13 protein-coding genes are annotated in these 23,411 nt (G+C 34.5%); 10 read left to right on the top strand and 3 right to left on the bottom strand.

Features of this window, described 5'->3' with window-relative positions; genetic code table 11:
* The first annotated feature begins 462 nt into the window (after nt 1-462).
* Entirely contained in the window at nt 463-2,124 is a 1,662-nt protein-coding gene (locus BR52_RS09655) for an AIPR family protein (RefSeq protein ID WP_034572056.1), read from the top strand.
* 594 nt (nt 2,125-2,718) lie between these two features.
* On the opposite strand, the gene BR52_RS09650 is transcribed toward BR52_RS09655, so the two are convergent.
* Both BR52_RS09650 and BR52_RS09645 read right to left on the bottom strand, forming a co-directional pair.
* Nucleotides 2,719-3,759: a chloride channel protein gene (locus tag BR52_RS09650; RefSeq protein ID WP_236707179.1), complete on the bottom strand. Its 1,041-nt coding sequence runs from the start codon at nt 3,757-3,759 to the stop codon at nt 2,719-2,721.
* A 204-nt stretch (nt 3,760-3,963) separates the two neighbouring features.
* Complete coding sequence (locus tag BR52_RS09645; protein ID WP_051915698.1) at nt 3,964-4,287, bottom strand: ArsR/SmtB family transcription factor; 324 nt, start codon at nt 4,285-4,287, stop codon at nt 3,964-3,966.
* Between the two features lie 632 nt (nt 4,288-4,919).
* Here BR52_RS09645 and BR52_RS13160 point away from each other — a divergent pair.
* Complete coding sequence (locus BR52_RS13160; protein WP_034572051.1) at nt 4,920-5,048, top strand: hypothetical protein; 129 nt, start codon at nt 4,920-4,922, stop codon at nt 5,046-5,048.
* A gap of 172 nt (nt 5,049-5,220) precedes the next feature.
* On the opposite strand, the gene BR52_RS09635 is transcribed toward BR52_RS13160, so the two are convergent.
* Nucleotides 5,221-6,192 (bottom strand): tRNA dihydrouridine synthase, encoded by a 972-nt coding sequence (locus BR52_RS09635; protein ID WP_034572048.1) that lies wholly within the window; start codon nt 6,190-6,192, stop codon nt 5,221-5,223.
* 186 nt (nt 6,193-6,378) lie between these two features.
* Here BR52_RS09635 and BR52_RS09630 point away from each other — a divergent pair, with 186 nt between their 5' ends.
* The 8 genes from BR52_RS09630 (at nt 6,379) to BR52_RS09595 (ending at nt 23,372) form a co-directional block, all read left to right on the top strand.
* On the top strand, nt 6,379-6,831 hold the full coding sequence (locus tag BR52_RS09630) for a MarR family winged helix-turn-helix transcriptional regulator (protein ID WP_034572046.1): 453 nt from the start codon (nt 6,379-6,381) through the stop codon (nt 6,829-6,831).
* Between the two features lie 20 nt (nt 6,832-6,851).
* Nucleotides 6,852-7,382, top strand: coding sequence for a GNAT family N-acetyltransferase (locus tag BR52_RS09625; protein WP_034572043.1), 531 nt, complete (start codon nt 6,852-6,854; stop codon nt 7,380-7,382).
* Nucleotides 7,383-7,384: 2 nt separating this feature from the next.
* Nucleotides 7,385-8,095: a B3/B4 domain-containing protein gene (locus tag BR52_RS09620; RefSeq protein WP_034572040.1), complete on the top strand. Its 711-nt coding sequence runs from the start codon at nt 7,385-7,387 to the stop codon at nt 8,093-8,095.
* A 135-nt stretch (nt 8,096-8,230) separates the two neighbouring features.
* Nucleotides 8,231-9,229: a LacI family DNA-binding transcriptional regulator gene (locus tag BR52_RS09615; protein ID WP_034572037.1), complete on the top strand. Its 999-nt coding sequence runs from the start codon at nt 8,231-8,233 to the stop codon at nt 9,227-9,229.
* Between the two features lie 67 nt (nt 9,230-9,296).
* Nucleotides 9,297-10,955, top strand: a complete 1,659-nt coding sequence (locus BR52_RS09610) for an alpha-glucosidase (protein WP_034572035.1) — start codon at nt 9,297-9,299, stop codon at nt 10,953-10,955.
* Nucleotides 10,956-10,975: 20 nt separating this feature from the next.
* Entirely contained in the window at nt 10,976-12,394 is a 1,419-nt protein-coding gene (locus BR52_RS09605) for a PTS transporter subunit EIIC (protein WP_034572032.1), read from the top strand.
* A 492-nt stretch (nt 12,395-12,886) separates the two neighbouring features.
* Nucleotides 12,887-13,081, top strand: coding sequence for a hypothetical protein (locus BR52_RS09600; RefSeq protein ID WP_034572029.1), 195 nt, complete (start codon nt 12,887-12,889; stop codon nt 13,079-13,081).
* Nucleotides 13,082-13,115: 34 nt separating this feature from the next.
* Complete coding sequence (locus BR52_RS09595; protein ID WP_034572026.1) at nt 13,116-23,372, top strand: isopeptide-forming domain-containing fimbrial protein; 10,257 nt, start codon at nt 13,116-13,118, stop codon at nt 23,370-23,372.
* The last annotated feature ends 39 nt before the right edge of the window (nt 23,373-23,411 follow it).

The following is a 23,411-nucleotide window of genomic DNA, read 5'->3' as shown; positions in this document are numbered from 1 at the left end:
GAATTAGCTATTCCTCAATATATAGCTGACTGGCTAAAAAAAGCATCTGCAAAGCAAATCAAAATTTTTTGGTGTACAGACCCGTCCACCTATACTTGGTTCGCTAATTGAGAGGACTATAGGTTTTAAAACGGAAGGACAATTACAATTCTATAATACAAAAGCTTATGAATGGACCAAACTATATGGAATAATAGAATTTTGTAATGAACATGAAAATGATTTAGTAGTACTAGCTGATAATCTCGTGGAAAGAATGACGAAGGGAGTAGAATTACCAAGTAATTTGAAAACTGTTTTACTGTCAGATGCGACATCAACTATTGTAGATTTAAAACTAATTGATAATTTGTAACAAATAGATTTAAGAAAAAATATATAATAAAATTATTGTTCTAGACTAGTTCATTATTAAACATGATCATGATACAATGGATGAAAAAGTATTAAAAGGAGAAGTATATGGCTAATATTAACGATTTTAAAACGGTAAATATGAAATCTAAAAAATATTCAGAATTTTTAAATTTGACTCCTGAGCAAATGGAGAAAAATGGTTCTAGATTTGGATTTTATTTATTAGCATTGGAGTGTATAACTAATGTTAAAGAAATAAGTGATTTAGTAGATATGGTTATTGATACAGATTTCAGAAGCGTTGTTTATAAACAAAAAAACAATGATTTAGGTGTTGATGCAGTTAATATTGACGAGGAAGATAGAAAGATACAACTGTTTAACTTTAAATATAGAGATAGCTTTAAAGTAAAAAAAGGACAAGAATTGGGTGATATGATAGATGTTACCAAATTTTTAATTCATATCGCTAATGAAAATACAGATAAGGTCACATCAATAACTAAAAATAAAATTAATAAAATAATTGAAGCTTTAAATTCTACAGATGTTTGGACTATTGAATTATTTATGGTTTCCAATGAAAATCGGGCTTTGGAATTAGAGAATCCAACGGTGGATCAATTTAAAGATAGTTATGGTATGAAAGTGAAAACTGTAGTTTTAGATGATATTGTTTCATATATTTCAGGGTTTCCTGATGATTTAAGTGCGAAATTTATGGTGGATAGTACTTCTGTAATGACATATGAGATTGATAAATTGTCATCTAGTAAATCTTATCTAATTAAACTACCTTTAGCAGAATTAATTAGAATTACTTGTAAGAATGAAGAGTTAAGAAATAATATAAATGCAGATTATAGTAAATTACAAGGACAAGAAATAGAGTTAAGTTTATTATTTGATAATGTAAGAGGGTACTTAGGAGCTACTACAAAATTCAATAAAAATATTATTAAAACTATTGTAGAAGATCCTAATAAGTTTTTTATGTTTAATAACGGAATAACAATGACAGCAAAAAATATTACTGCTGGAGATAAAAATGGAAATAAAAAATTTGAATGTACAATTAATGGTTTTCAAATTGTTAATGGCGGACAAACTTTAAGAACTATATATGAGTTTAACAAAAGTCAGTTTGATGAAAAAAGCTTAGCGAATGCCGAGGTGTTAGTACGATTATTTCAAACAGAAACAGATAAAGAATTGACTAATGATATAGCGGAATATACTAATAGTCAAAATGCAATATCTTCTATTGATTTGAAGTCAATAAGTAATTACCAAATTCAAATAGGAGCATATTTAGAAGCAATGGGTATTTTATATGTTCGCAAATCTGGTGATACGGGGAAAAAAGATGAGAAATATATACACCGAATATCAATGGAGAAAACGGCTCAGTTATTATACTCTTATAAAGGTTATCCAGATAGAGCAACTAATCAGAAAAAAGCGTTATTTGAAAAATATTATGATGATATTTTTGATGTAGAAACATTAGATTTTGAATTTTTAGCTAATCTGATAATAAAATATTATGAGATAGAAAAAGACTATATAGATTCTAAATATGATGAATATCATCAAAAATATTTGTACATTATATACATCATGGAAAAATATCCAAAAAAATCTATTCATGAATGTATCGAACTGCTTGAAGATTATTTAATAGAATATAAAAAGGATGATAAGTTAAGTCCTGCTAGAAAATTGATCCAAAAAGGATTTAAAGACCATATAGATGGTGGTAAATAAAGAGTAGTATTGCGTGGGACGATCTATAAGAAAATTATTGTAATTCGTTAAAATAGACTTTACATGATTGTGCAGCAAAATAATAAATATAAAGAAATTGAAGTTATTTATTAAACTATTATACAAAACCAGGTCTTAAAAAAGCCCGTAAAGCTTCACAATTCTCAAAACGTTAATCTTTGTTATATCAAGACACTTTCCAATTTTTGGAAGGTGTCTTTTTTATTGTAATACAGACTGTAATAGATTACATTAAATACTCTAATAAAATTCGAATTCATCAAAAATTAGGCTATAAATAACCGATAGAATATCGGAAATTTATAGCCTAACAAGCGCTTTTTTTTGATCATGTCCCATTAAATGGGGTCAGTTCCAGGTCAGTTCAAGCGGAAGATAAGAAGGGGGGATTCTTATTCCACCGTTATATTTCAAGTGACTAGGGTATGTTTTACAGAGTTAGACCCCGGTCACAAGATATATTTGGGTGAATGATGGAATCAAAAGCAGCTGCCAAGTTCAGCATCTGTTTTCAAACATCGAGTAAGGAGTTGATTTCATCGCTTAGAACCAATAAATTAACTGACTGTTGTGTTATTCTCGTGCAGTTTTCTTTTGAATATACTCTTTAGTGAATTTTAAAAGAAGAGCAGTTGCTGCGATAATAGGTGAAATTTGAACTGGGAAGAACAAAGCCATAAAAATAGCTACTCCAATTGGAGAATTTAAAATAGTGACAGCCATAGAAGTAGCAACAGTTGCTACAATAAAGATGACATCAAATGATGGAAATAATTTAGAAATGGCAAACCCTTGAATAATAGCAGCAAAGACAATCGGGAAAATATCTCCGCCAATCCAACCAGTATTCAGACAAATTTGTAGAAAAATCAATTTAACAATGACGATAAAAAGTAAAATTAAAACCGAAAAGTGTACATATTTTTTAGGAACAGAGCCTAATGCTACTTGACCAGAGAAAAGTAAATTAGGCAAAAATGTACCCACGATAAAGATAGTAATAGACCCAAGTAACGCTTTTTTTATAGGATTATTTGGCCAAAAATTTAACCACTGTGACATTTTATTTTTGAATAAATTGTATAATTCACCTGAAAGAAGACCTAAAATAATCAAAGGAATAAACAACCATAAATCGTTGAGATGCCACATAGAATCACCCATTTTACTGATGAATGAAGGCTGTTTTGTTAGTTTCATCAATAGTGTAAAAGAAACTAAACCATTAATAACAAAGAATAAATTCATCGCTTTTTTAGTTGATACAAAATTTTTATCAGTAGGAGCTATGGTTGGGTTATACATCACTAAATATTTTGTCGGATGAAGCATGTGAGTCACTCGCTCGAAAGGATTGAGTGCTGAAAATACTTCCTGATTAAAAAAAAGATACCGAATTTTATCTGCTTGCCAAATCGATAACATAACAATCGAGCTTAACAAAGCGGCTTCAGGCCCAACACCTGCGCCAAAGATTAGAATTGTTAAGGCAACTAACAGATTTTTAAAAACAGGTTTGTAGTCCACTGTTTGATGTTTTTTTAAATGGTCAATCGTGTAGTGAGCCGTTTGTGGGTAGTTTCCCCACTTAGCTCGTAAGCTACCTAAAATCAACCCACCTAAAAGACAAAAAATTAGAGTAGAAAGCATTTTAAAGGGGAGGTTGATTAGCAGGTTTCCCCAAAAGTAGTGGGATATGTTACTTTCTAAAAAAATAAAGGCAAATGAAATAGCACTAATAGTGCTACTTAAAAGCAGACCATAGAAGATAAGTCGGATAATTAATAAGTTTTTTTTCATGCATTTTGTTCCTTTCAGTTAAGATAAATGATTAAAATCAAGTCCAATATTAATAAAGTGGCTGACTTTAATGTTATCAATAAAGTAGAAAATTTGTTTGCCTTCACGACGATTTTCAATTACTTTATTTTTTTTCAAAAGTTGTAAGTGATGAGAGGTAGTAGCTATGGTAGAATCAACCCATTTTGCTAAGTCACTAACACACATTTCTCCCTCGTGAGCAAGAATAAAAATGAGTTTAAATCTAATTTCTTCAGACATTAACTTGAAAAAAGCACTCATTTTTTGAGCATCAATTGAATCTAAAAGAGCGATTGTTTGCCCACTGTTATTTTTTGACATGGCGTCTCCTTTTTCTGGAACGTATTATTTATTTAGTGTATGATAACATAAAATAAAGAACATTCATAGAAACGTAAGAATGTTTTACCAAAATAATTTTTATTCTTGGAAATCAAGAATAACATAGACGAGGTGTGAACTGTTATCATGCTTTAAAGATTTTATTTTTTGAAAGTTTATTTAATCTAGGGCACTAATTATCAAGTCTTTAAAAAAAGCGTCTGTATTGCGTTAGCGCCAAGTTTCATAGTATCTACTACTAATACTGGTTTCTCGCTATTGTTTCCATTCTCACAATTTGTCGTTCTTCCATTTGCTCTTTGTTTTGATTAAAATTAAACAAACTAACACCGCCAATTAGAATAAATATGAGAATCCCTACTAATATCCATGTTTTCTTTCGCAAAATCACACCTCATCTCAGTTCACTACTCATTAAGTAAGCTACTTTATTTTATTTCTGTATAGGCTAATTAAATCAATTACCTTATTCTAAATAATTCATGTACATAATATCTAATAAGTAGTTTTTTACCTTTGTTGTGAAGCTCTTTTTTATTACACGAATCACCAATACTAGATTGACATAAGAGAGTGAGCAAGTGATAATAGTATTAAAGGTGGTAGAAGAAATGAACGCAAAAGAAAAAATGTTAGAAATCATTAAAAACAAACAATCTGGTGGCAGATCAAACCAAGTGACAGCGCCAAAAAATGACCGTAAAAACATGCGAAAAGGTCCGAAAATTTATAATAAATAATTATTTAAATGAGAATAGGTCGATTTAAAAACACTTTCCAAAAAATGGAGAGTCTTTTTTTTACCATTTTTTATCTAGAATAACGACTACATAGTAAAAAGCTTTTTCGCAAATCATCTTTAAAACAAAAAACACTTCCCATTTCTGGAAAGTGTTCAAAATTTGCAACCTATTAAATCAAAGAATCATTCTTGTTAAAATCAGTCAAAATCTGACGAACTTCATCTGTCGATTTGGTCGTCATTAATTTAACACGTAAATCGCTAGCGCCAGGAAAGCCTTTTACATAAATTTTAAAGAAACGATGCAAGCCAACGATGGAGCGTGGAGCTAGCTCTGAATAGTGATCTTGTAAATCTAGTTGTAATTGTAGTAAACCAAGTAGCTCTTTTGAAGAATGCTCTTGAGGTTCTTTTTCAAAGGCGTAAGGATTTTTAAAGATCCCTCGACCAATCATAATCCCGTCCACTCCATATTTTTCAGCAAGCATCAAACCTGTTTGACGATCAGGAATATCGCCGTTGATTGTGATAAGCGTGTCAGGTGCGATGCGATCGCGAATCGCCATAATTTGAGGAATAATCTCCCAATGGGCATCCACCTTACTCATTTCTTCTCGTGTTCGTAAGTGAATGGACAAGTTGGCAATGTCTTGTTTCAGCAAGTGAGTAATCCAGTCTTCCATTTCAGCCATTTCCTTGTATCCGATACGGGTTTTGACGCTAACGGGTAAGCCACCTGCTTTGGCAGCTTCAATCAACTCTGCAGCTACATCTGGGCGTAAAATTAGGCCACTGCCTTTTCCGCGACCAGCGACATTTGGAACCGGGCAGCCCATGTTAATATCAACGCCTTTAAAGCCCATTTCGGCTAATCCAATACTCATTTCTCTAAAAAATTCTGGTTTATCTCCCCATATATGAGCGACAATTGGCTGCTCGTCTTCGGTGAAAACTAAACGGCCACGTACGCTTTCGATTCCATCTGGATGGCAATAGCTATCCGAGTTTGTGAATTCCGTAAAAAAGACGTCAGGCGAGCCGGCTTCTTTAATCACATGGCGAAAGACGACATCCGTCACATCCTCCATTGGTGCTAAAATAAAAAAGGGCTTTGGTAAATCTGCCCAAAAATTAGTTGTCATATAGCTAAACTCCATTCTATTTCGCGCGATTACTTTTCCAAAAGGCACAATTATTATACTAAGAATAGGCGAAAGAATCAAAGGAAAGATTTGCCAATCCTCATTGAGTGATGTGTCTTTCTTTATTGTTGCAAATACAACAATATTATTTTATACTAAAGGTAACCAATAATAGGGAGATATGATATGACAGACATTCTTAGAGATATCGGGATTATAAGTAGAGCATTGGATTCAATTGCAAATATAGAATTTAAAGAATACGATCTAGCCAAAGGCCAATACCTCTACCTTGTGAGGATTGTTGAAAATCCAGGTGTTATTCAAGATCGGTTGGCAGAGATGATAAAAGTAGATCGAACGACTGCGGCAAGAGCGATTAAAAAGCTTGAAGCAAAAGGCTTTATTGAAAAAAGAATGGACAACACTAATAAGAAAATAAAAAAACTTTTTCCAACTGAAAAAGGTCAAAAGACGTTTCCGTTTATTATTAAAGAACATCACTATTCCAATGAAGTAGCTCTAAAAGGCTTAACCAATCAAGAAAAAGAACAGATTGCGAGTTTATTGAAGAGAGTCAAAGAAAATATCGAAGACGATTGGAACGATGTAAAAAAAGGAAAAAAACGCACATATTAAAAAAGGAAAGAAGGAATTAGATGACCTTGGAATTTTGTATTTGTAGAGAGAGTGATTTACAGGCGTTACAAAAAATGAGTATTGAAACATTTAGCGATACATTCAAAGACCAAAACACAACGGAAAATCTAATAACTTATTTAGAGCAAGCGTACCATACAGAACAATTAAGAAATGAATTAAACAATCCAGATTCAACCTTTCTTTTTTTGAAGGACAAGCAAGAAATTGTTGGATATTTGAAGGTTAATGTAAACACTGCTCAGTCAGAAAATATCGCAGAGGAAGCTTTAGAAGTTGAACGAATTTATATTAAGAAAACAGCTAAAGGTCAAGGGTATGGACGAAAAATGATTGCTAAAGCAGAAGAATTAGCAAATCAAAAAAAGAAAAAGCTAATTTGGCTTGGAGTATGGGAACACAATAGCCATGCGCGGGACTTTTATAAACACTTAGGATTTGTAGAAACAAGCGAACATTCATTTTATATGGGAAGCGAAAAACAACTAGATATTATTATGACAAAAAAAGTAACGACAATGGAGGCGTAATAATGAACAAAATGATTGTAGAACCTGCTTTCTGGGAAGTTTTTCCAGAAGGACAACTCAATATACTGATTGTTAAAGGCATTGATAATCACAAAACGGAAGTGAATGAAGCCTATTTTGCTGATTTATTAACGAACGCAATGCAAGAAGCAAAAGGGTTTTTGAAAGATGAAATTTTTAGCCAAAATGAAGTAATTGCTGAATGGAGAGAGGCTTTTTCAAAGTTTAAAACTAAAAAAGGAGCACGTTCCTCAATAGAAGCATTGCTAAAACGAGTGAGCCAAGAAAAAAGCTTTACCCCGATTAATCCTCTAGTAGATTGTTACAACAGCATATCTTTAAAATATGGAATTCCTTGCGGCGGTGAAGATAGTGCTTCAATTAATGGGGCGTTGCGTCTTGGAATAGCAACTGGCGGAGAAGCTTTTCGTCCTTTAGGAGCAGATAAAGATGCGCCAGCGTTAGCAGGAGAATTTATTTATTATGACAATGAAGGCGCAATTTGTCGCTGCTTGAATTGGCGTGAAGCACAACGTACCCTATTGACAGAAGAAACTAAAGATGCAATTTTAGTGATAGAATCAATCAATGAAAAGCAATCAAAACGTGCTAATCAAGCAATGAATGAATTACAAAAAGAAATTCAAACTTATTTTGGTGCTGAAACTACTTCCTTTACGCTAGTAAAAGAAAAATCAGAAATCGCAATTTAAAAAATAGGGTAGAAGGACACGTAACAGTTTTTTTAAGTGTTCTTTTTTTCTTATAGAGTTTTAAATTGTCTTGACAATGTAAGGGCAATCATTTAAACTGATTATGAAATCGATACCATAAAGGAGTTATTGAAAATGGCGACGATTAAAGATGTAGCAAAAAGGGCTGATCTTTCAGTTTCCACCGTTTCAAGGTATTTAAACCAACATCCTTATATCTCTGACGACAAGAAAAAGCGAATTAAAGCAGCAATGGAGGAGCTAAATTATACCCCTAGCTCAATCGCTACTCAGCTACGTTCAAAAAAAGGAACAATGATTGGTATTTTAGTATCCAGAATCACCAACCCATTTTTTTCTTATTTGGTGGATGCCATAGAAAAGCAAGCAAAGGAGCATGGCTATAATGTTTTGATTATGCAAACCTATGATGATTCAGATGCAGAAATGAAGATGCTGGAAATGTTGAAGCAGAGTGTTATTAATGGATTGATTATGTGCTCAGTTGAAGGCGATGCAAAAATGATAGAAGATTATCAAACTTTTGGTCCCATTGTTTTTTGCAATGAACAACTACCAGAAGCAGCAGTACCTCAGGTCATAACCAATCAAGAGCAAGCGACATATGAAGCGATTCAATTTTTGATTAAAAAAAATTATCAGAAAATTGCCTATTGTACAGGTGGAACATTAACGACAAAGGGACATGGAAAAACGCGGACGCAAGGCTTTGAACGTGCGATGCTTGAGCAAAAATTAGCTATTAAGAAAGAATGGATTTTTCAACAAGTACACACAATTGAAGATGGCCATCAAGTTGCAAAGCAACTAATCGAGTTGCCTGAGAGCAATCGACCAGATGCTATTTTTACAAATAGTGATGAGGTAGCGATGGGGATTTTAGAATACACTCTTCAGCAAAAGCTTCAAGTTCCTGAAGATATAGCAATCATGGGCTTTGATAACCAGCCATTTACTTCACTACTGGCCGTTCCACTAACAACGATTAATCAACCTGTTGCCGCATTAGGTGCAGAATCCACGAAGTTATTGATTTCGCTCATTGAAGAAACAACGTACCAAGTAGATCAATCACAACTTGAATTAACATTAGTTCAAAGAAAATCCGTTTAAACATATACGGGTTTTCTTATATCTTTAATATGATATCGATACCACAAAATGAAAAGAGGTATAAAAAATGAAAAAGAGCAAAACAACAAAAGATTGGTGGAAAGAAGAAGTTATTTACCAAGTCTATCCCAAGAGTTTTAAAGATTCAAATAATGATGGTGTAGGAGACATCAAAGGAATCAAAGAAAAGTTACCCTATCTAAAAGAATTAGGCATCACAACTCTTTGGATCTGCCCAATTTTTACCTCACCAATGGTTGACAACGGCTATGATATTGCAGATTTTGAAGGCATTAACCCTGAATTTGGAACAATGGAAGAGTTTGATGAATTAGTAGCAGAAGCAAAAAAACTAGAGATTAAGCTGATGCTAGATCTTGTCATCAATCATACCTCAGACGAACACACTTGGTTTCAGCAAGCATTGGCCGACAAAAAAAGTAAATATCGAGAATATTACATCTTTAAAGAAGGGAAGGAACGTCCGAATAATTGGCGTTCGATTTTTGGAGGATCTGTTTGGGAAAAAGTTCCAGGAGAAGAGAGCTACTACTTGCATGTCTTTGATAAAAAGCAGCCCGATTTAAATTGGGAAAATCCAGAGCTACGCCAAGAGTTGTATCAGATGATTAATCGTTGGCTTGAAAAGGGAATTGCAGGGTTTCGTATTGATTCGATTACGTTTATCAAGAAGGATCAGAACTATGAAAGTCTACCTGCTGATGGTGTAGACGGTCTCGTGTCTTGCAAGCATAAGACTAGAAATCAACCAGGAATCGAATTTTTCCTGAATGAATTAAAGAAAGAGACTTTTGAGAAATACAATTGTGTAACTGTTGGAGAAGCTCCAGGAGTGGCTTACGATGAATTTTCAGATTTTATTGGAGAAGAGGGTTATTTTTCAATGATTTTTGATTTCCATTATGCAGATATTGATGTGGAATCTGGATCTGATTGGTTTAAACGAACCAACTGGACTACAAAAGAATTTAAAGAATTAATAATTCAATCTCAGGAAGCGCTACAAAATGCAGGTTGGGGAGCCAATTTTATTGAAAATCACGACCAACCAAGAGCATTGTCTAAGCTTGTTAAGAAAGAATTTCAAACAGCCGAAGCTGCTAAGGGAATTGGTGCAATGTATTTCTTTTTAAGAGGAACGCCATTCATCTATCAAGGTCAAGAATTAGGGATGATTAATGCCGAGCGACATCATATGAAACAATTTGATGATATCTCAAGCATTGATAATTTTTACCGCGCAATACAAGAGGGAATTTCTGAAAAAGAGGCACTTAATTTTGTTAACTTGAGAAGCCGTGATAACTCTCGGACACCGATGCCATGGGACAATAGCCAATATGGTGGTTTTTCAAATCATCAACCATGGTTAGCGATGACTGAAGAATATCCAACGATTAACGCTGCGAAAAATACAGTGTTAGAATTTTATAAAAAAATGATTGAGTTGAGACAAAACTCGCCAATAAGTCCAATTTTAAAAACTGGCGCTATTCATTTCTTGAAGGAATTGCCAGATTCTATTATTGGGTATTATCGAGAATTAGGAGGAGAAAAGATATACTCTTTTACCAATTTGAGTCCTGTGTCAGAAACGCTGATAGTAGAAAAAGAAGTGGAAGTGCTTTATTTAACATCTCACTCGACGCAGCTACTAGGCAAAGAAATCAAACTTGCACCGTATCAAAGTATTTTAGTAAAATAGAAAATTTTGGAGGGAACAACATGGCGACAGATTATAAAAAGATAGGCGAAGACATTCTTGCAGTAGTTGGCGAAGGAAATATTCTATCGATAACACATTGTGCAACTCGTTTACGACTAGAAGTTAAGGACCGGATGCTGATTGAGGACCAAGAGATAGAAAAAATTGATCAAGTCAAAGGGGTCTTTTTTAATGCTGGACAGTACCAAATTATTTTAGGAACTGGAATTGTAAATAAAGTATACGAGTCGATTATTCAAAATAATCCTGTCTTTCAAGACAAGGTTACCAATTTAGAAGAAATCAAAAAAGAAGGCAATCCAATCAAACGAGGGATTCGTACGTTAGCGGATATCTTCATTCCAATTATTCCGGGAATTGTTGCAACGGGTCTATTTCTCGGACTAAAAGGTGTTGTGTTAAATGATACAGTCTTGGGATTTTTTGGAACTTCAGCCGACCATATACCTGCGTATATGTTAACGTTGATGAGTGTTTTAACAGACACTGTTTTTGCTTTTTTACCAGCATTAATTTGTTGGTCCGCATTTAAAAAATTTGGAGGAACACCAATTATTGGATTTGTCATAGGATTGATGTTAGTGTCGCCAATGCTTCCTAATGCATATTCTGTAGCAGATATTAACAGTGGCGTTAATCCGATTATTGCATTTGGCTTTATACCAATTGTGGGATATCAAGGAAGTGTTTTGACGGCATTAGTCATTGGGATTTTAGGCGCAAAATTAGAGCGGATTTTACGGAAAAGAATGCCAGATTCACTAGATTTAATGTTCACCCCTTTTGTCGTTATTTTTGTAATGATGCTAACAGGATTACTTATATTGGGACCACTGTTGCACTTTGTTGAAAATGGTTTAGTTTATGTAGTTGAAGGCTTGATTCATGTTCCTTTTGGAATTGGCGGATTGATTATTGGTTTTTTATATCCGTTAGCCGTAATGACGGGAATGCATCATTTATTTATTATGATTGAAACGACATTATTAGCGTCAACAGGTTTCAATCCTTTGATTACTCTATGTGCGATGTATGGATTTGCGAATGCAGCAGTTTGTTTTGCAATTAGTACTAAAGCCAAAAATAAAAATATCAAGGTGATTGGAACAAGTGCAGGAATCACACAATTATTAGGTGTTAGCGAACCAGCATTATTTGGAATTACTCTCCGATATGGAATGAAACCGTTATTAGTGATGCTAATTTGTTCAGCCGTTGGTGGAGCATTGCTTTCTATTTTAGGCGTTCAAGCGAACTCCTATGGGCTAGCCGTGATTTTATCTCCCTTGATGTATATTTATGATCCTTATCAATTAATTACCTATATCTTAGTTGGAGTGTTAACATTTGCTGTTGCTTTTGTTTTAACGTATCTATTTGCAGTTCCACAAGAATTGATGATAAGTGAAGAACGCTAAGAAGAAGAGTTCTATTTTCATTGAGATTCAAAAATAGTTAGACAAATCGATAAAAAAACTAGAGTGATGGTTTAAAAAGTCAAACAGATCTATGAGATACTTTCCTATTTTTGGAAGGTATCTTTTTTATTGTTCAGTTTGAAATGAAGATAATAAATGTTATTAAATCAGATGAAAAATGTGTGTGTGTTTAAAGTTGATGGTTCGCGAAATCTTGATAGGGAAGATTCGAACATAATCGCTGTAGGTAAAGTGAACAGTAGATTAGATCGAATGTGAGGAGATATAAAATAATCATGATTCCTTATTTTTATTTTTATAAATTACTTGAAAAAGAGAAAAAATAAAAAAATCGTTTGTTATTTTGTTTGATATAATGTTTTGATAGTGGGTGGTTTATATATATATAAAAATCAGTTATTTTGATACTTTCAATATAGAATGTAATATGTTTAAAAAATCGATTATTTTAGTGTAGGGGGGAAGAAAAAAATGAAAAAATTAATCAATATTTTATTACTTTGTCTGTTGTTGGTAAGCTTGGGAGCTTGTCAGAATCATAAAAATAAAGAAAGTTCACCAGAAAAAAGTGAAGTTTCTAGTGAGATAACGGAAGAAAAACTAGAGCAGAAAACCAATCCAGCAACTGTTACAGTCGTAGATGAAGATAAAAAAAATGAGGAATGATCGGTATTTAAATCTGAAAGGAGTAGGATAAAAAATGAAAAAAAGCAAATTAATTCATTGGTTATTGACTTTGAGCATGTTTATTCAAGTCATTGCAACAGCAACCACAAGTGTCAAAGCATTTGCTGACGGGGTTAATAATCAAATTGAAGATTTATATTTTACAAATGAAGCGGGAGAGAAACTAGACCAAGCTTCTATTTTATTGGGAGAAAAATTAACGACAGTTATCAAATCTGATAATCCATCGGATCAGCAATTATCAGTTACGATTTTGCCAGGGTTAGAGTTAGATCAAGAAGCAACGAATAGTGCAAATCAAGAGAACCAAGTGACAGTGGCGTATAGTAAAGAAGCTGGGAATATTTTAGTGAACTGGGTAACGTCACCAACAGTAGAAACGAATGAAACGCAAGAAGAGGTTCAACAAGAAGCAACGACACTTGCAGAAAAAGCAGGATTACTTTCTAAAGAAGAAGCTGAAGTTGCTTCTAAAATAGAAAATACACCACCCGTTGAAGAAAAAGAACAAAAACCTAAAAAAGTTTTATTGGTGTTTAAAGGAGTAGAGTCAGGAAGTCATAATATTACAGTTCAAACCACGAGAGATGGACAAACATATACTGCACGACCGCTAACGGTTGTTGTAAATAAAGAAGAAAAAGTAGAAAATTCAAAGGAATCAGAGAACCTAGAAAAAACAAAACAAGTTAAATCTGCAGATGTAAAAACAAGTTTCGCAGTGATTGATGAAAGTGGAAATGAAATAACGAATCCTACACTAGCGACTCCAAGTGATTATAAAAAAGAAGTCCGATTTAGAATGACGATTACAAGTGAAGAAGACTTCAATGAGTTAAGATTTGATAACAATTTGGGGTTGGATTCATTTTGGACAGATACTGGGATTACAACCCCTATAGATATTACGTATACAGATTCTTCTGGAAACTCAAATGATGCATATTATGATTTTTATGAAGATATGGAGGATGGATTTATAGGAGATAATCTTCCTGCGGGTACGTACACTTATGATTTTTCCTTGCTTTTAAAACTTGGAGTTAATTACGATTCAATTTTTAATTTACATTCAGGGTTTAATGATTTTAAACCGAATTTTGATATCTACTATGAAACCTCTAATAAAAAAAGTGTTTCTTCTTCAGAATTCATACTGAAAGGGACTTATCCTCAAGCAACAAAGGTTGTCACGAAAGATAGCTTATCAGGAATGACAATCCCTAATGTTAAACTAGGTGTGAAAAATGTCCTAGCAGATGATGAAATTTATACTATTTATACAGATGATAAAGGTGTAGCCTATTTACCTTTAAGAGAGAACAAAGACGCATCAAAATATTCTATTATGATATTAGAGGCATCTGGATATTTAATAACAGGAGATAACGGTGAACAATATAAGTTTGAATTTGAAGGAGAGGCCAACAGAATTAGTAATGCTAGTGAAGGAAACCCAAATGAATTAGGGTTAATTGCGCTTGCTCCAATTATTGAAAATAAAGTAACAGCGGATATAATTGAAGGTTATTATGGAGATAAGGTAACATTCAGACAAGAAATGATTTATACAGATGGAACAGATGTTGTCAAAGCGCACTTCATTTCCATTCCTTCAGATGCAGGTATTCCACAAGCTAGTGCACGTGGTTTAAGGAAGTTGCCTAATCCAGTTCTAATTAGATACAAAGATAATGTTGAAGTTGATCGAATTTCTTTGAATGATGACGATGTTTGGCAAATGCAAGGCAGTGTTGAAGAAGGCTATATTTTGGACTATCAAATAGACTTAACAGATGAAAATAATGGATTTACTATAAAAGAACCTTTAGGAGCGGGCGAAAAATTAGAATTAGTAACAGAATGGATTATGACTCCTAGAGATTCAAAAGCATTTATGCAGATGTACACCATGTCTATTAATGGTATGGGGATTGATAAAAATGGAAAAGCATCTATAAAATTTGCAAATAAAGCTGAAGTAATGGCTCACCCTAAAAAAGCAATTAGTTTAAAGGTGGATAAAACCGTAGAAGTTCTTGAAAAATCAAAAGAACAAACAGAAAAATGGGTCACTACAGATATTAAAGACAATAAAACAACTATTATTGGAAGTAATAAGTTGCGTTACGATATACAAATTACGGCAATAGGTGAACTCTATAGTCAAATTAAACCTACTGATATTATTGACACATTACCAGCTGGAATTAATGTAAGTGATCCATCTAAAATTAAAGTTTCTATTGATGGGGCGAAACCAATTAATTCAAAATTATTTGAGTTAAAAGGAAATGAACTATCAATTGCAGTATCTAGAATTGCTAGAAATAAATTGTTAAGTATTACAAACGATCCTAAAGATGCGAGAATGTTAATTACAATTGAAGTAGAATTAACCCCAGATGCTAGTGGGATTCTAGAAAATACGGCATTAGTAAAAGGACAAGTAAGAGAGAATGATTTTGTTGACAATTCATGGGGAGCGTCTATTGACTACACGTCAAATTCAGTAGAAAACTACATTAAACCTAACGTTAAGATTCAAAAAAGTGCTAATTCGGTAGGTTATGTTGGAGAACCCTTTGAATACAGGTTGGTTGTCACCTTAGATGAAGAATCCGGAGCACTTCATAATGGCGTCATAACCGATATCTTGCCAGCAGGTTTAAAACCACTAGGAGACGCTACGATTATAATTGATACAAAACCCACTACAAAGTTAATAACAGATCCAGCTTTGAAAAGAGAATTTCGTAATGTGACTTCTTCATGGAGCCAAAATACAGAAGGACGAGATATTTTAACCATTAGTGATTTAACAATGAACCGTACCCAACAGGCAGTCATTACCTTTAAGGTGATTCCAGATGTGTCAATTGCTGGGGAAATCTTGAAAAATGAGGCCGAAGTTAGTGGGACCGACAAAGATAAACTTTTTAAAACAACTGATAAAGACAAAGTAGACACAAGATTCGTTTTCCAACCAGGAGAACTAGAATCAGAGAAATCTGTCTTTCCAGTTGTGGATGGTGCTGTTGGCGAATCTAATGACGGAGAAAATGTAGCTGTTGGAGACATTATTCAGTACCAAATTGTTGTTTGGAATCCATTAGATGAAAATACGGCGGTTCGAGATATCGAAATCAAAGATGTTATACCAGAAGGTTTAGAATATATGCAAGGTACGTTAACGGTTACTAGATCAGGAAAAGTTGTTGAAGATGCAGATGCAGAAATGAATACAGCAGATCCCATGCATCCTATTTTAACTGTTAAGATTAAGAATTTACAAGGAACCAATCAAGAACTAGACAAGCGAACAGTCGTTACATTTAATGTTAGAGTGACGAAACAAGCAAGTGGAACATTGAAAAATGAAGCGCAAGTAGTTGGATTTATTGATAAAACACCGTCACAGCCGGATATTTCTTTAAACCCTCCCAACTCAAGTACAACCACAGTAGTTGATCCAGATCCAACAATCACAAAGTCAATTGATCGTAAGTTTGCTTTTAAAGATGACGTTTTAAATTACGAACTTGTAATAAGCAATACAAAAAAAGCCGGTTTATTAGTAAATGGCAAAGTAACAGATCAGCTACCAGATGAAGTGGCCTATGAAACAGGTAGCACAGTTATTATCGATCAAAATGGCGTTATTCATGAAGGCGCTCAAAATGACAAGTATTGGAATGAGCGTAATTTCTCCTTATCAGGACTAACTTTAAAAGAGGGAGAAACCATTACCATCCAATACCAAGTTAAAGTGATAGAGGCTGTATTTGAAAAACCCATTATTAATTATGCGAAAATTACGGGAACAAGTAATGAAGGAAAGGATTCCAAAAATTACGAAAAGGATGCTGAGGCAGAATTTGAACTTGTTCCAAGTCCAGGTAAACTCGCAGCAACGAAAGAAGTTTATAGCTTAACGGAAGATGGCTCGCTAGATAGCACGATCAACAATGGAAATGTTCAAGTTAATGATACAATTGCTTATCAAATTAGCGTAGCCAATACAGGCGATAGAGCAACTGAAGTGAAAAACGTTCACTTACAGGATCAGTTGCCAAAAGGATTGGCTTATGTGCCCAATAGTTTGGAGTTAACAATTGGAGACACCGTCACTGCTCTAAAAGATGAAGACACTATCAACATTGAAAAGCAAGCCATTGATGCTTTAGTTGGGACGCTCAAAGGCGGTGAATTTGCTACACTAACATTCAAAGTGACGGTTACAAAAGAAGCGAGTGGTGAAATAACGAATATTGCAACCTCAAAAGGAAATGTCATTACCGAACCAACGGATCCTAAGTTACCTGAAGAGGACAAACCAACAAAACCTGCTGAAACACATGATTCAGACCGCGTTCAAAATCATGTGCCTCCAAAACCAACGATCAAAAAAGAAGTGGGCCGTAATGTAGGTGAGGAGATTCGTAACGCAAAAGAAAATGAAAATTTGCAAACTTTTAATGAAGATACATTGACTTATACCTTAACAGTTGCCAATGGGAAAAATGCAGGAGTTCTTTTTAATGGCGAAATTGAGGATAAAAAATTACCAGATGAAGTAAGTTATATTGCAGAAAGTACAGAGATTCATTACGAAGACGGAAAAATTGAAAAGTTAAAAGATCAAGATGTGTGGATAGAAGGAAAGTTAAGAATTTCAGGATTTACCTTGGCAGAAAACGAATCCTTCAAAGTTCTTTTTAAAGTAAAAGTGAAATCAGAACAGTTGAAAACAGATATCGTAAATAAAGTTTCAATTAAAGGAACAGACAAAGATAAAAAAGAAGTTATCGGCAACACAGCCGAAGCAAAATTTGATATTGTTGCTTCACCAGGGGTACTGTCCGCGACAAAAGCTGTATATTCTACAGGGAAAATTGCAACCAATATCAATGGAGAAAAACTTCAAGTTGGCGATCAAATTCAATACAGAATTGTAGTGAAAAACGAAGGCAAGTCACTTTCAACTATTAAAAATATAACAGTAAGTGACCTGTTACCAAGTAGCGTTTATTATGTTGATAATACGTTGAAAGTAGTGGGGGATAATACTGCGATTGCGAAAGTAACAAAAAATGATCAAGGGGAAGAAACTCTTTCTGTTGAACTAAAAGAATTGACAGGTGGTAAGTCAATTGAAATTTTATTAGATGTTATCGTACTTGATTCGGCTAGTGGAGAATTCACGAATACAGCCCAATCCGAAGGGGAAGTAGCCTTGCAACCAGATGATTTGACCATTACCAAACCATCAAAAGCAGAAACTGAAACCGTTAAAAATAGCGTTCCAATTGCACCATCCATTACAAAATCGTTGGATAATCAAGGTGTTGCATTCAATGACGATGAATTTTACTATACCTTAGTCATCAAAAATGAAAAAAACGCAGGTAAATTGTATTTTGGAGAAGTTGAAGATCGTTTACCAGTCGGAATTACCTATGTGGAGGGCTCGACAGAAATCGATGGCAAAAAAGTAAATGATGACAATTGGAAAGACAATATCTTTAATAAAAGAGATATTGAGTTAATCGAGAATCAAGAAATGACCATTCGTTTTAAAGTTAAAATAAAAGTCAAAGAACTTCAAACAATTACCAATACAGCCAGCTTCCTAGGTAAAGATGTCAATGGCGAAGGTACTAAGAAGGTTGAAGCCAAAGTTCCTGTTAAAGTGATTAGCAATACAGGCGAGTTAGAAGCCAAAAAAGCAGTCTATAACCAAGCGGGTGAATCAATTAATGATGGGAAAGTTAGTGTGTCAGACACAATTCGTTACGAAATTATTGTGTCAAATACAACTGAAGCACCTCTTTCCGAAGTTCGAGAGGTTCACTTGAAAGATGAAATTCCATTTGGTTTAACTTATGTAGCAGGTTCGTTAACCTTAGATGGAGTATTGCAAAAAGATGATGCTATTACATTAGATTCAAAAACTGGAATCTACCATTTAAATCTACCAATCGGTACATTAGGAAGTTTAGCAACAGCAACGGTATCCTTTGAAGTAGTCGTTTCTAAAAATGCGAGTGGAACATTAAAAAATATTGCAATCGCAAATGGAACAACAAATCAGACACCAACTGAAACAGATACGCCGACTGGTGATAAAACAACACCACCAGTAAATAATCTGATTCAACCTGAACCAACCATTAGAAAGTCAGTAAAAGCTGTGGGCACAACAAATGAAACAACTCATGAGATGGTACCACTACCTGCATTTAACGAAGACGAGTTAATCTACACGTTAATTGTAACGAATCAAACAGGAGCAGGGTTACTAAAAAATGGTGTGGTAGAAGATTCCTTGCCACAGGGTCTTGTTTACAAACCGAAATCAACCTTTATTGATGGGAAGTCAGTAGGAGATGAAAATTGGCAAGGAAATACTTTCAAAAAAGAAAATATTGAATTAGTTAGTGGACAAGAAATGAAGATTAGTTTTACCGTTAAAGTAGCGGCAACTGCAGTTCCAATGAACATCCTCAATGAAGCAACAGTTGTGGGTGAAGACGGTGACGGAAACAAGCTACCGCCTAAAAAAGACGATGTGACGGTTACAATTATCAACAGTCCCGGCAAACTAGAAGCCAAAAAAGCGGTCTATGGGAAAGATGGCACAGATATCAATAATCATAAGGTTAAAGTTGGCGAGACAATTCGCTATGAAATTAGTGTCTCGAACATTACTGAGACTCCTTTTTCTGAAGTACGTGATGTGATTGTAAAAGATGCTATTCCAACAGGTCTAAAATATGTGAAAAATACATTAACTGTTAATAATCAATTAATGTCAAATGACGACGAACTTATTTTTGAAAACCCTGCTAGTCCAGGAAATCAACTGCTTGAAGTTTCAATTGGACATTTAGCCAGCAAGGAACAAACGGTTATTTCTTTTGAGGTTGAAGTTATGTCAAATGCGAGTGGGAAATTAACTAATATTGCTGTAGCCAATGGGGTAATTACACCTAAACCAAACGAGCCAGCTGAACCAGATAGTAGTCAAACACCACCAGTAGTGAACGAAGCTAAACCAAAACCAAGTATTGAAAAATCAGTTAGTCAAGAGAATAACTTTAATGGAGACACAGTAGTCTACACCTTAATTGTACGCAATGAAGAGGGAAGTGGACACCTTTATAACGGGGTTGTAACAGATAAATTGCCAGATGGCGTTATTTATCAAGAAGGAACTACTCAAATAAATGGGCAAGATGCTGAAAAAAACTATTGGAATGGCAACAATTTTAGATTTGATCAAATTGAATTAGCTTCAGGTGAATTTATGACGATTACATTTAAAGCTAAAATAACCGTTGCTAAAGCAACGGCAGGAATTGTAAATAAAGCAACCTTTAATGGTACCGATAAAGACAATCTACCATCCGAAGAAGCTTCAGATTCCGCTAAATTAAACGTAGTTCCACGACCAGGTAAGATTGAACCCGTCAAAGCGGTCTACAATAAAGCTGGTGAGCCAATTGAAAATCAAGTAGTTAAGATTGGCGATACTTTATGCTATGAAATTATCGTAACCAATACAGAGCTAGATATTTCTGAAGTACGCGACATTGTAGTGACAGATGCAATTCCAGTGGGGTTAAATTATATCAAAGGTACCACAACCGTCAATGGAAAAACCGTAGCAGATAACGTAATTACAGATTCAAATGGAAACGACTATTTAAACTTAGCGATAGGACATCTGTTAAGTGGTGAAAAAGCGATTATTCGCTTTGAAGTAACCGTGGATAAAAAGGCGGATGGACTATTAACCAATATAGCTTTAGTTAACGGGATTGTGACGCCAACCCCCTCAGATCCACAAGATCCAAATCGTGAAAATTTAGAAATTGGAGAAATTCCAACGAATTCAGTTAAAAATGAAGTTCATCCAAAACCAAGCATTAAAAAATCTGTTACCGAAGAAAATGCGACAAATAAAACAGTAGTATTTAATGAGAGTATCCTAATCTACACACTCGTTTTGCATAATGAAGTAGGTGCGAGTGTGTTGAAAAACGGAACGGTTGAAGACAACTTACCAAAAGAAGTACAGTACCAACCTGGAACAACCACAATAAATGGCGTTTCTATCGAAGATAATACCGATCAACTTAGTTGGACAAACAATCAATTCAAATTAAGTAATATTGAATTGGCTGGTGGCGAAATGATGGAAATCAAATTCAAAGTAAAAGTAGCTGTTCCGCAAGTAGTTACAGATATTTTAAATACTGCTTATATGAACGGAACAGACAGTTACAATAATCCAATAACGGAACAAAAAGACAGTGCAAAATTTGATGTTATTGCGGATCCAGGTGAAATTGATGCGATTAAATCCGTTTATGCCGTTCATGCAGATGGATCAGATGGTGACAACATTCATAACACAGTAGTTAATGTTAATGACACCATTCGCTATAAAGTGATAGTAGAAAATAAAAGCGAGAAAAAACTTTCAGAAGTACATGATGTTATTGTTGAAGATTTACTTCCAAGTGGAGTATCCTATTTGCCAAATACTCTTTATTTAGAAAAAGATAACCAATTGATTCAACAAAGTGATGATGCCGTTAATCAAGAGAAACAATTCTTATCATTGAACATTGGTACCTTGAAATCAAGAGAAAAAGCAGTTGTGATATTTGATGTGAAAATAACCAATAAAGCAAGTGGAACTATTGCAAATATTGCAACAGCAAAAGGAATGACCGCTGTCAATTCAGAAGAACCTGAAAAAGAAACGGAATTAAAAGAAACACCTAATGTTTTAAATAATGCGCAACCAGAACCAAACATTATAAAAACAGTTACAGACGGAACACCTCAATTCAATGGGCATTCTTTTACCAATACTATTTTGACGTACCGCTTGGTTGTTAGCAATGCCAAAAATGCAGGTTTCTTACAAGATGGTGTAGTGACGGATACGTTACCAGCAGGAGTTCGTTACCAACCAAATACGACTAAAATTGCAAATAAAGACATTGCAGATGCAGGTATTTGGAAAAATAATTCGTTAACAATCAAAGACATTAAGCTAGCAGAAAATGAAGAATTAACCATTGAATTCAAGGTTCTAGTAACCTCTCTTGAGTTTGATAAAGCGATTGTTAATAAAGCAACATTTATTGGTGCAAATGGGGACGGAGTTCTAACGGAGCCAGTAGAAGATGAAACAGAATTTATTCTACAGGCTGGTCCAGGAAAATTAAATTCTACTAAGAAAGCTTACCAAGGAACAGAAGATGTCAGTGGAAAAGCAGTAAAAGTAGGGGATAAATTACGCTATGAAATTGTGATTGAAAATATCAGCACGGGACCAGCAAACGTCAATCAAGTTGTTATGCAAGATCAATTGCCAAACGGCTTGAGTTATATCAAAGGAACCCTACATTTAAACTCAGAACGGTTAGGGGATGAACATGTTGTTGGCCAAACGATTACAGTTGAGGTAGGCAGATTGCTTAGTGGTGAAAAAGCTGCTATTTCCTTTGAGGTGCTGATTGGACAAGAAGTAGCTGAGAACACTACTATCTTGAATACAGCAGATGTTACTGGTACGGCAGTTCAAGTAGCTGGGCAACCTGAAACACGAATTGAACAACATCCGTCCGTAGACAATAAAATAGCCTCTGAAATATCAATTTTAAAAGTGGTCGATCAAAAAAATGCCACAGTTGGGGAGGTATTAACCTATGAATTAGTCGTGAAAAATGGACCCAATGGCGGTCTGTGGTCTGGTCAAGTTACAGATACTATACCAGAGCATACTGCCTATCTTCCAGACAGCACAACAGTTACTAATACAACAGGTGAAAGCATTAAGTTGGCAGATGATACTATTTGGCAAGGACGTCACCTTTCTGTGATGGTTGAAGGATTACGAGGGAATCAAAGTGTGACTATTCGATTCCAAGTGAAGATTACAGATATTCCCAGTGAGACAACAACCATTTCAAATATTGCCTCTCTTGTTTCGGATGATCCATCTATAACAGAAGGTCAAGACTTAGATAGTAATGAGGTTCAAACGATTGTCACTAAGCCGATAGTACCTCAAACTAACACGCAACCTAGTCCTTTGCCGCCAATGAATCCAACACCGCCAGTGAATCAAAAACTGCCACAAACTGGGGAAGATGAGAGGAATCAACTGATTCAACAAGTAGGAGTATTATTATTAGGCTTGTCTACGTTATACTTTACGCATAAACGTCGAACAAGAATAGTTAGATAATCAAAAAATCAGTTCTTAGAGAAATCATTTCTAAGAACT

This window comes from Carnobacterium divergens DSM 20623 (assembly GCF_000744255.1).
GTDB lineage: Bacteria > Bacillota > Bacilli > Lactobacillales > Carnobacteriaceae > Carnobacterium > Carnobacterium divergens.
Note: the sequence above shows the minus strand (reverse complement) of the source record. Positions and strands in the feature narration are given on the sequence as shown.

Excerpts from the sequence above, each read along its gene's own strand:
- BR52_RS09595 (WP_034572026.1), top strand. The coding sequence starts at position 13,116 with ATGAAAAAAAGCAAATTAATTCATTGGTTATTGACTTTGAGCATGTTT.
- BR52_RS09655 (WP_034572056.1), top strand. The coding sequence starts at position 463 with ATGGCTAATATTAACGATTTTAAAACGGTAAATATGAAATCTAAAAAA.
- BR52_RS09625 (WP_034572043.1), top strand. The coding sequence starts at position 6,852 with ATGACCTTGGAATTTTGTATTTGTAGAGAGAGTGATTTACAGGCGTTA.
- BR52_RS09615 (WP_034572037.1), top strand. The coding sequence starts at position 8,231 with ATGGCGACGATTAAAGATGTAGCAAAAAGGGCTGATCTTTCAGTTTCC.
- BR52_RS09600 (WP_034572029.1), top strand. The coding sequence starts at position 12,887 with ATGAAAAAATTAATCAATATTTTATTACTTTGTCTGTTGTTGGTAAGC.
- BR52_RS09620 (WP_034572040.1), top strand. The coding sequence starts at position 7,385 with ATGAACAAAATGATTGTAGAACCTGCTTTCTGGGAAGTTTTTCCAGAA.
- BR52_RS09645 (WP_051915698.1), bottom strand. The coding sequence starts at position 4,287 with ATGTCAAAAAATAACAGTGGGCAAACAATCGCTCTTTTAGATTCAATT.
- BR52_RS09605 (WP_034572032.1), top strand. The coding sequence starts at position 10,976 with ATGGCGACAGATTATAAAAAGATAGGCGAAGACATTCTTGCAGTAGTT.
- BR52_RS09610 (WP_034572035.1), top strand. The coding sequence starts at position 9,297 with ATGAAAAAGAGCAAAACAACAAAAGATTGGTGGAAAGAAGAAGTTATT.
- BR52_RS09630 (WP_034572046.1), top strand. The coding sequence starts at position 6,379 with ATGACAGACATTCTTAGAGATATCGGGATTATAAGTAGAGCATTGGAT.
- BR52_RS13160 (WP_034572051.1), top strand. The coding sequence starts at position 4,920 with ATGAACGCAAAAGAAAAAATGTTAGAAATCATTAAAAACAAACAATCT.
- BR52_RS09635 (WP_034572048.1), bottom strand. The coding sequence starts at position 6,192 with ATGACAACTAATTTTTGGGCAGATTTACCAAAGCCCTTTTTTATTTTA.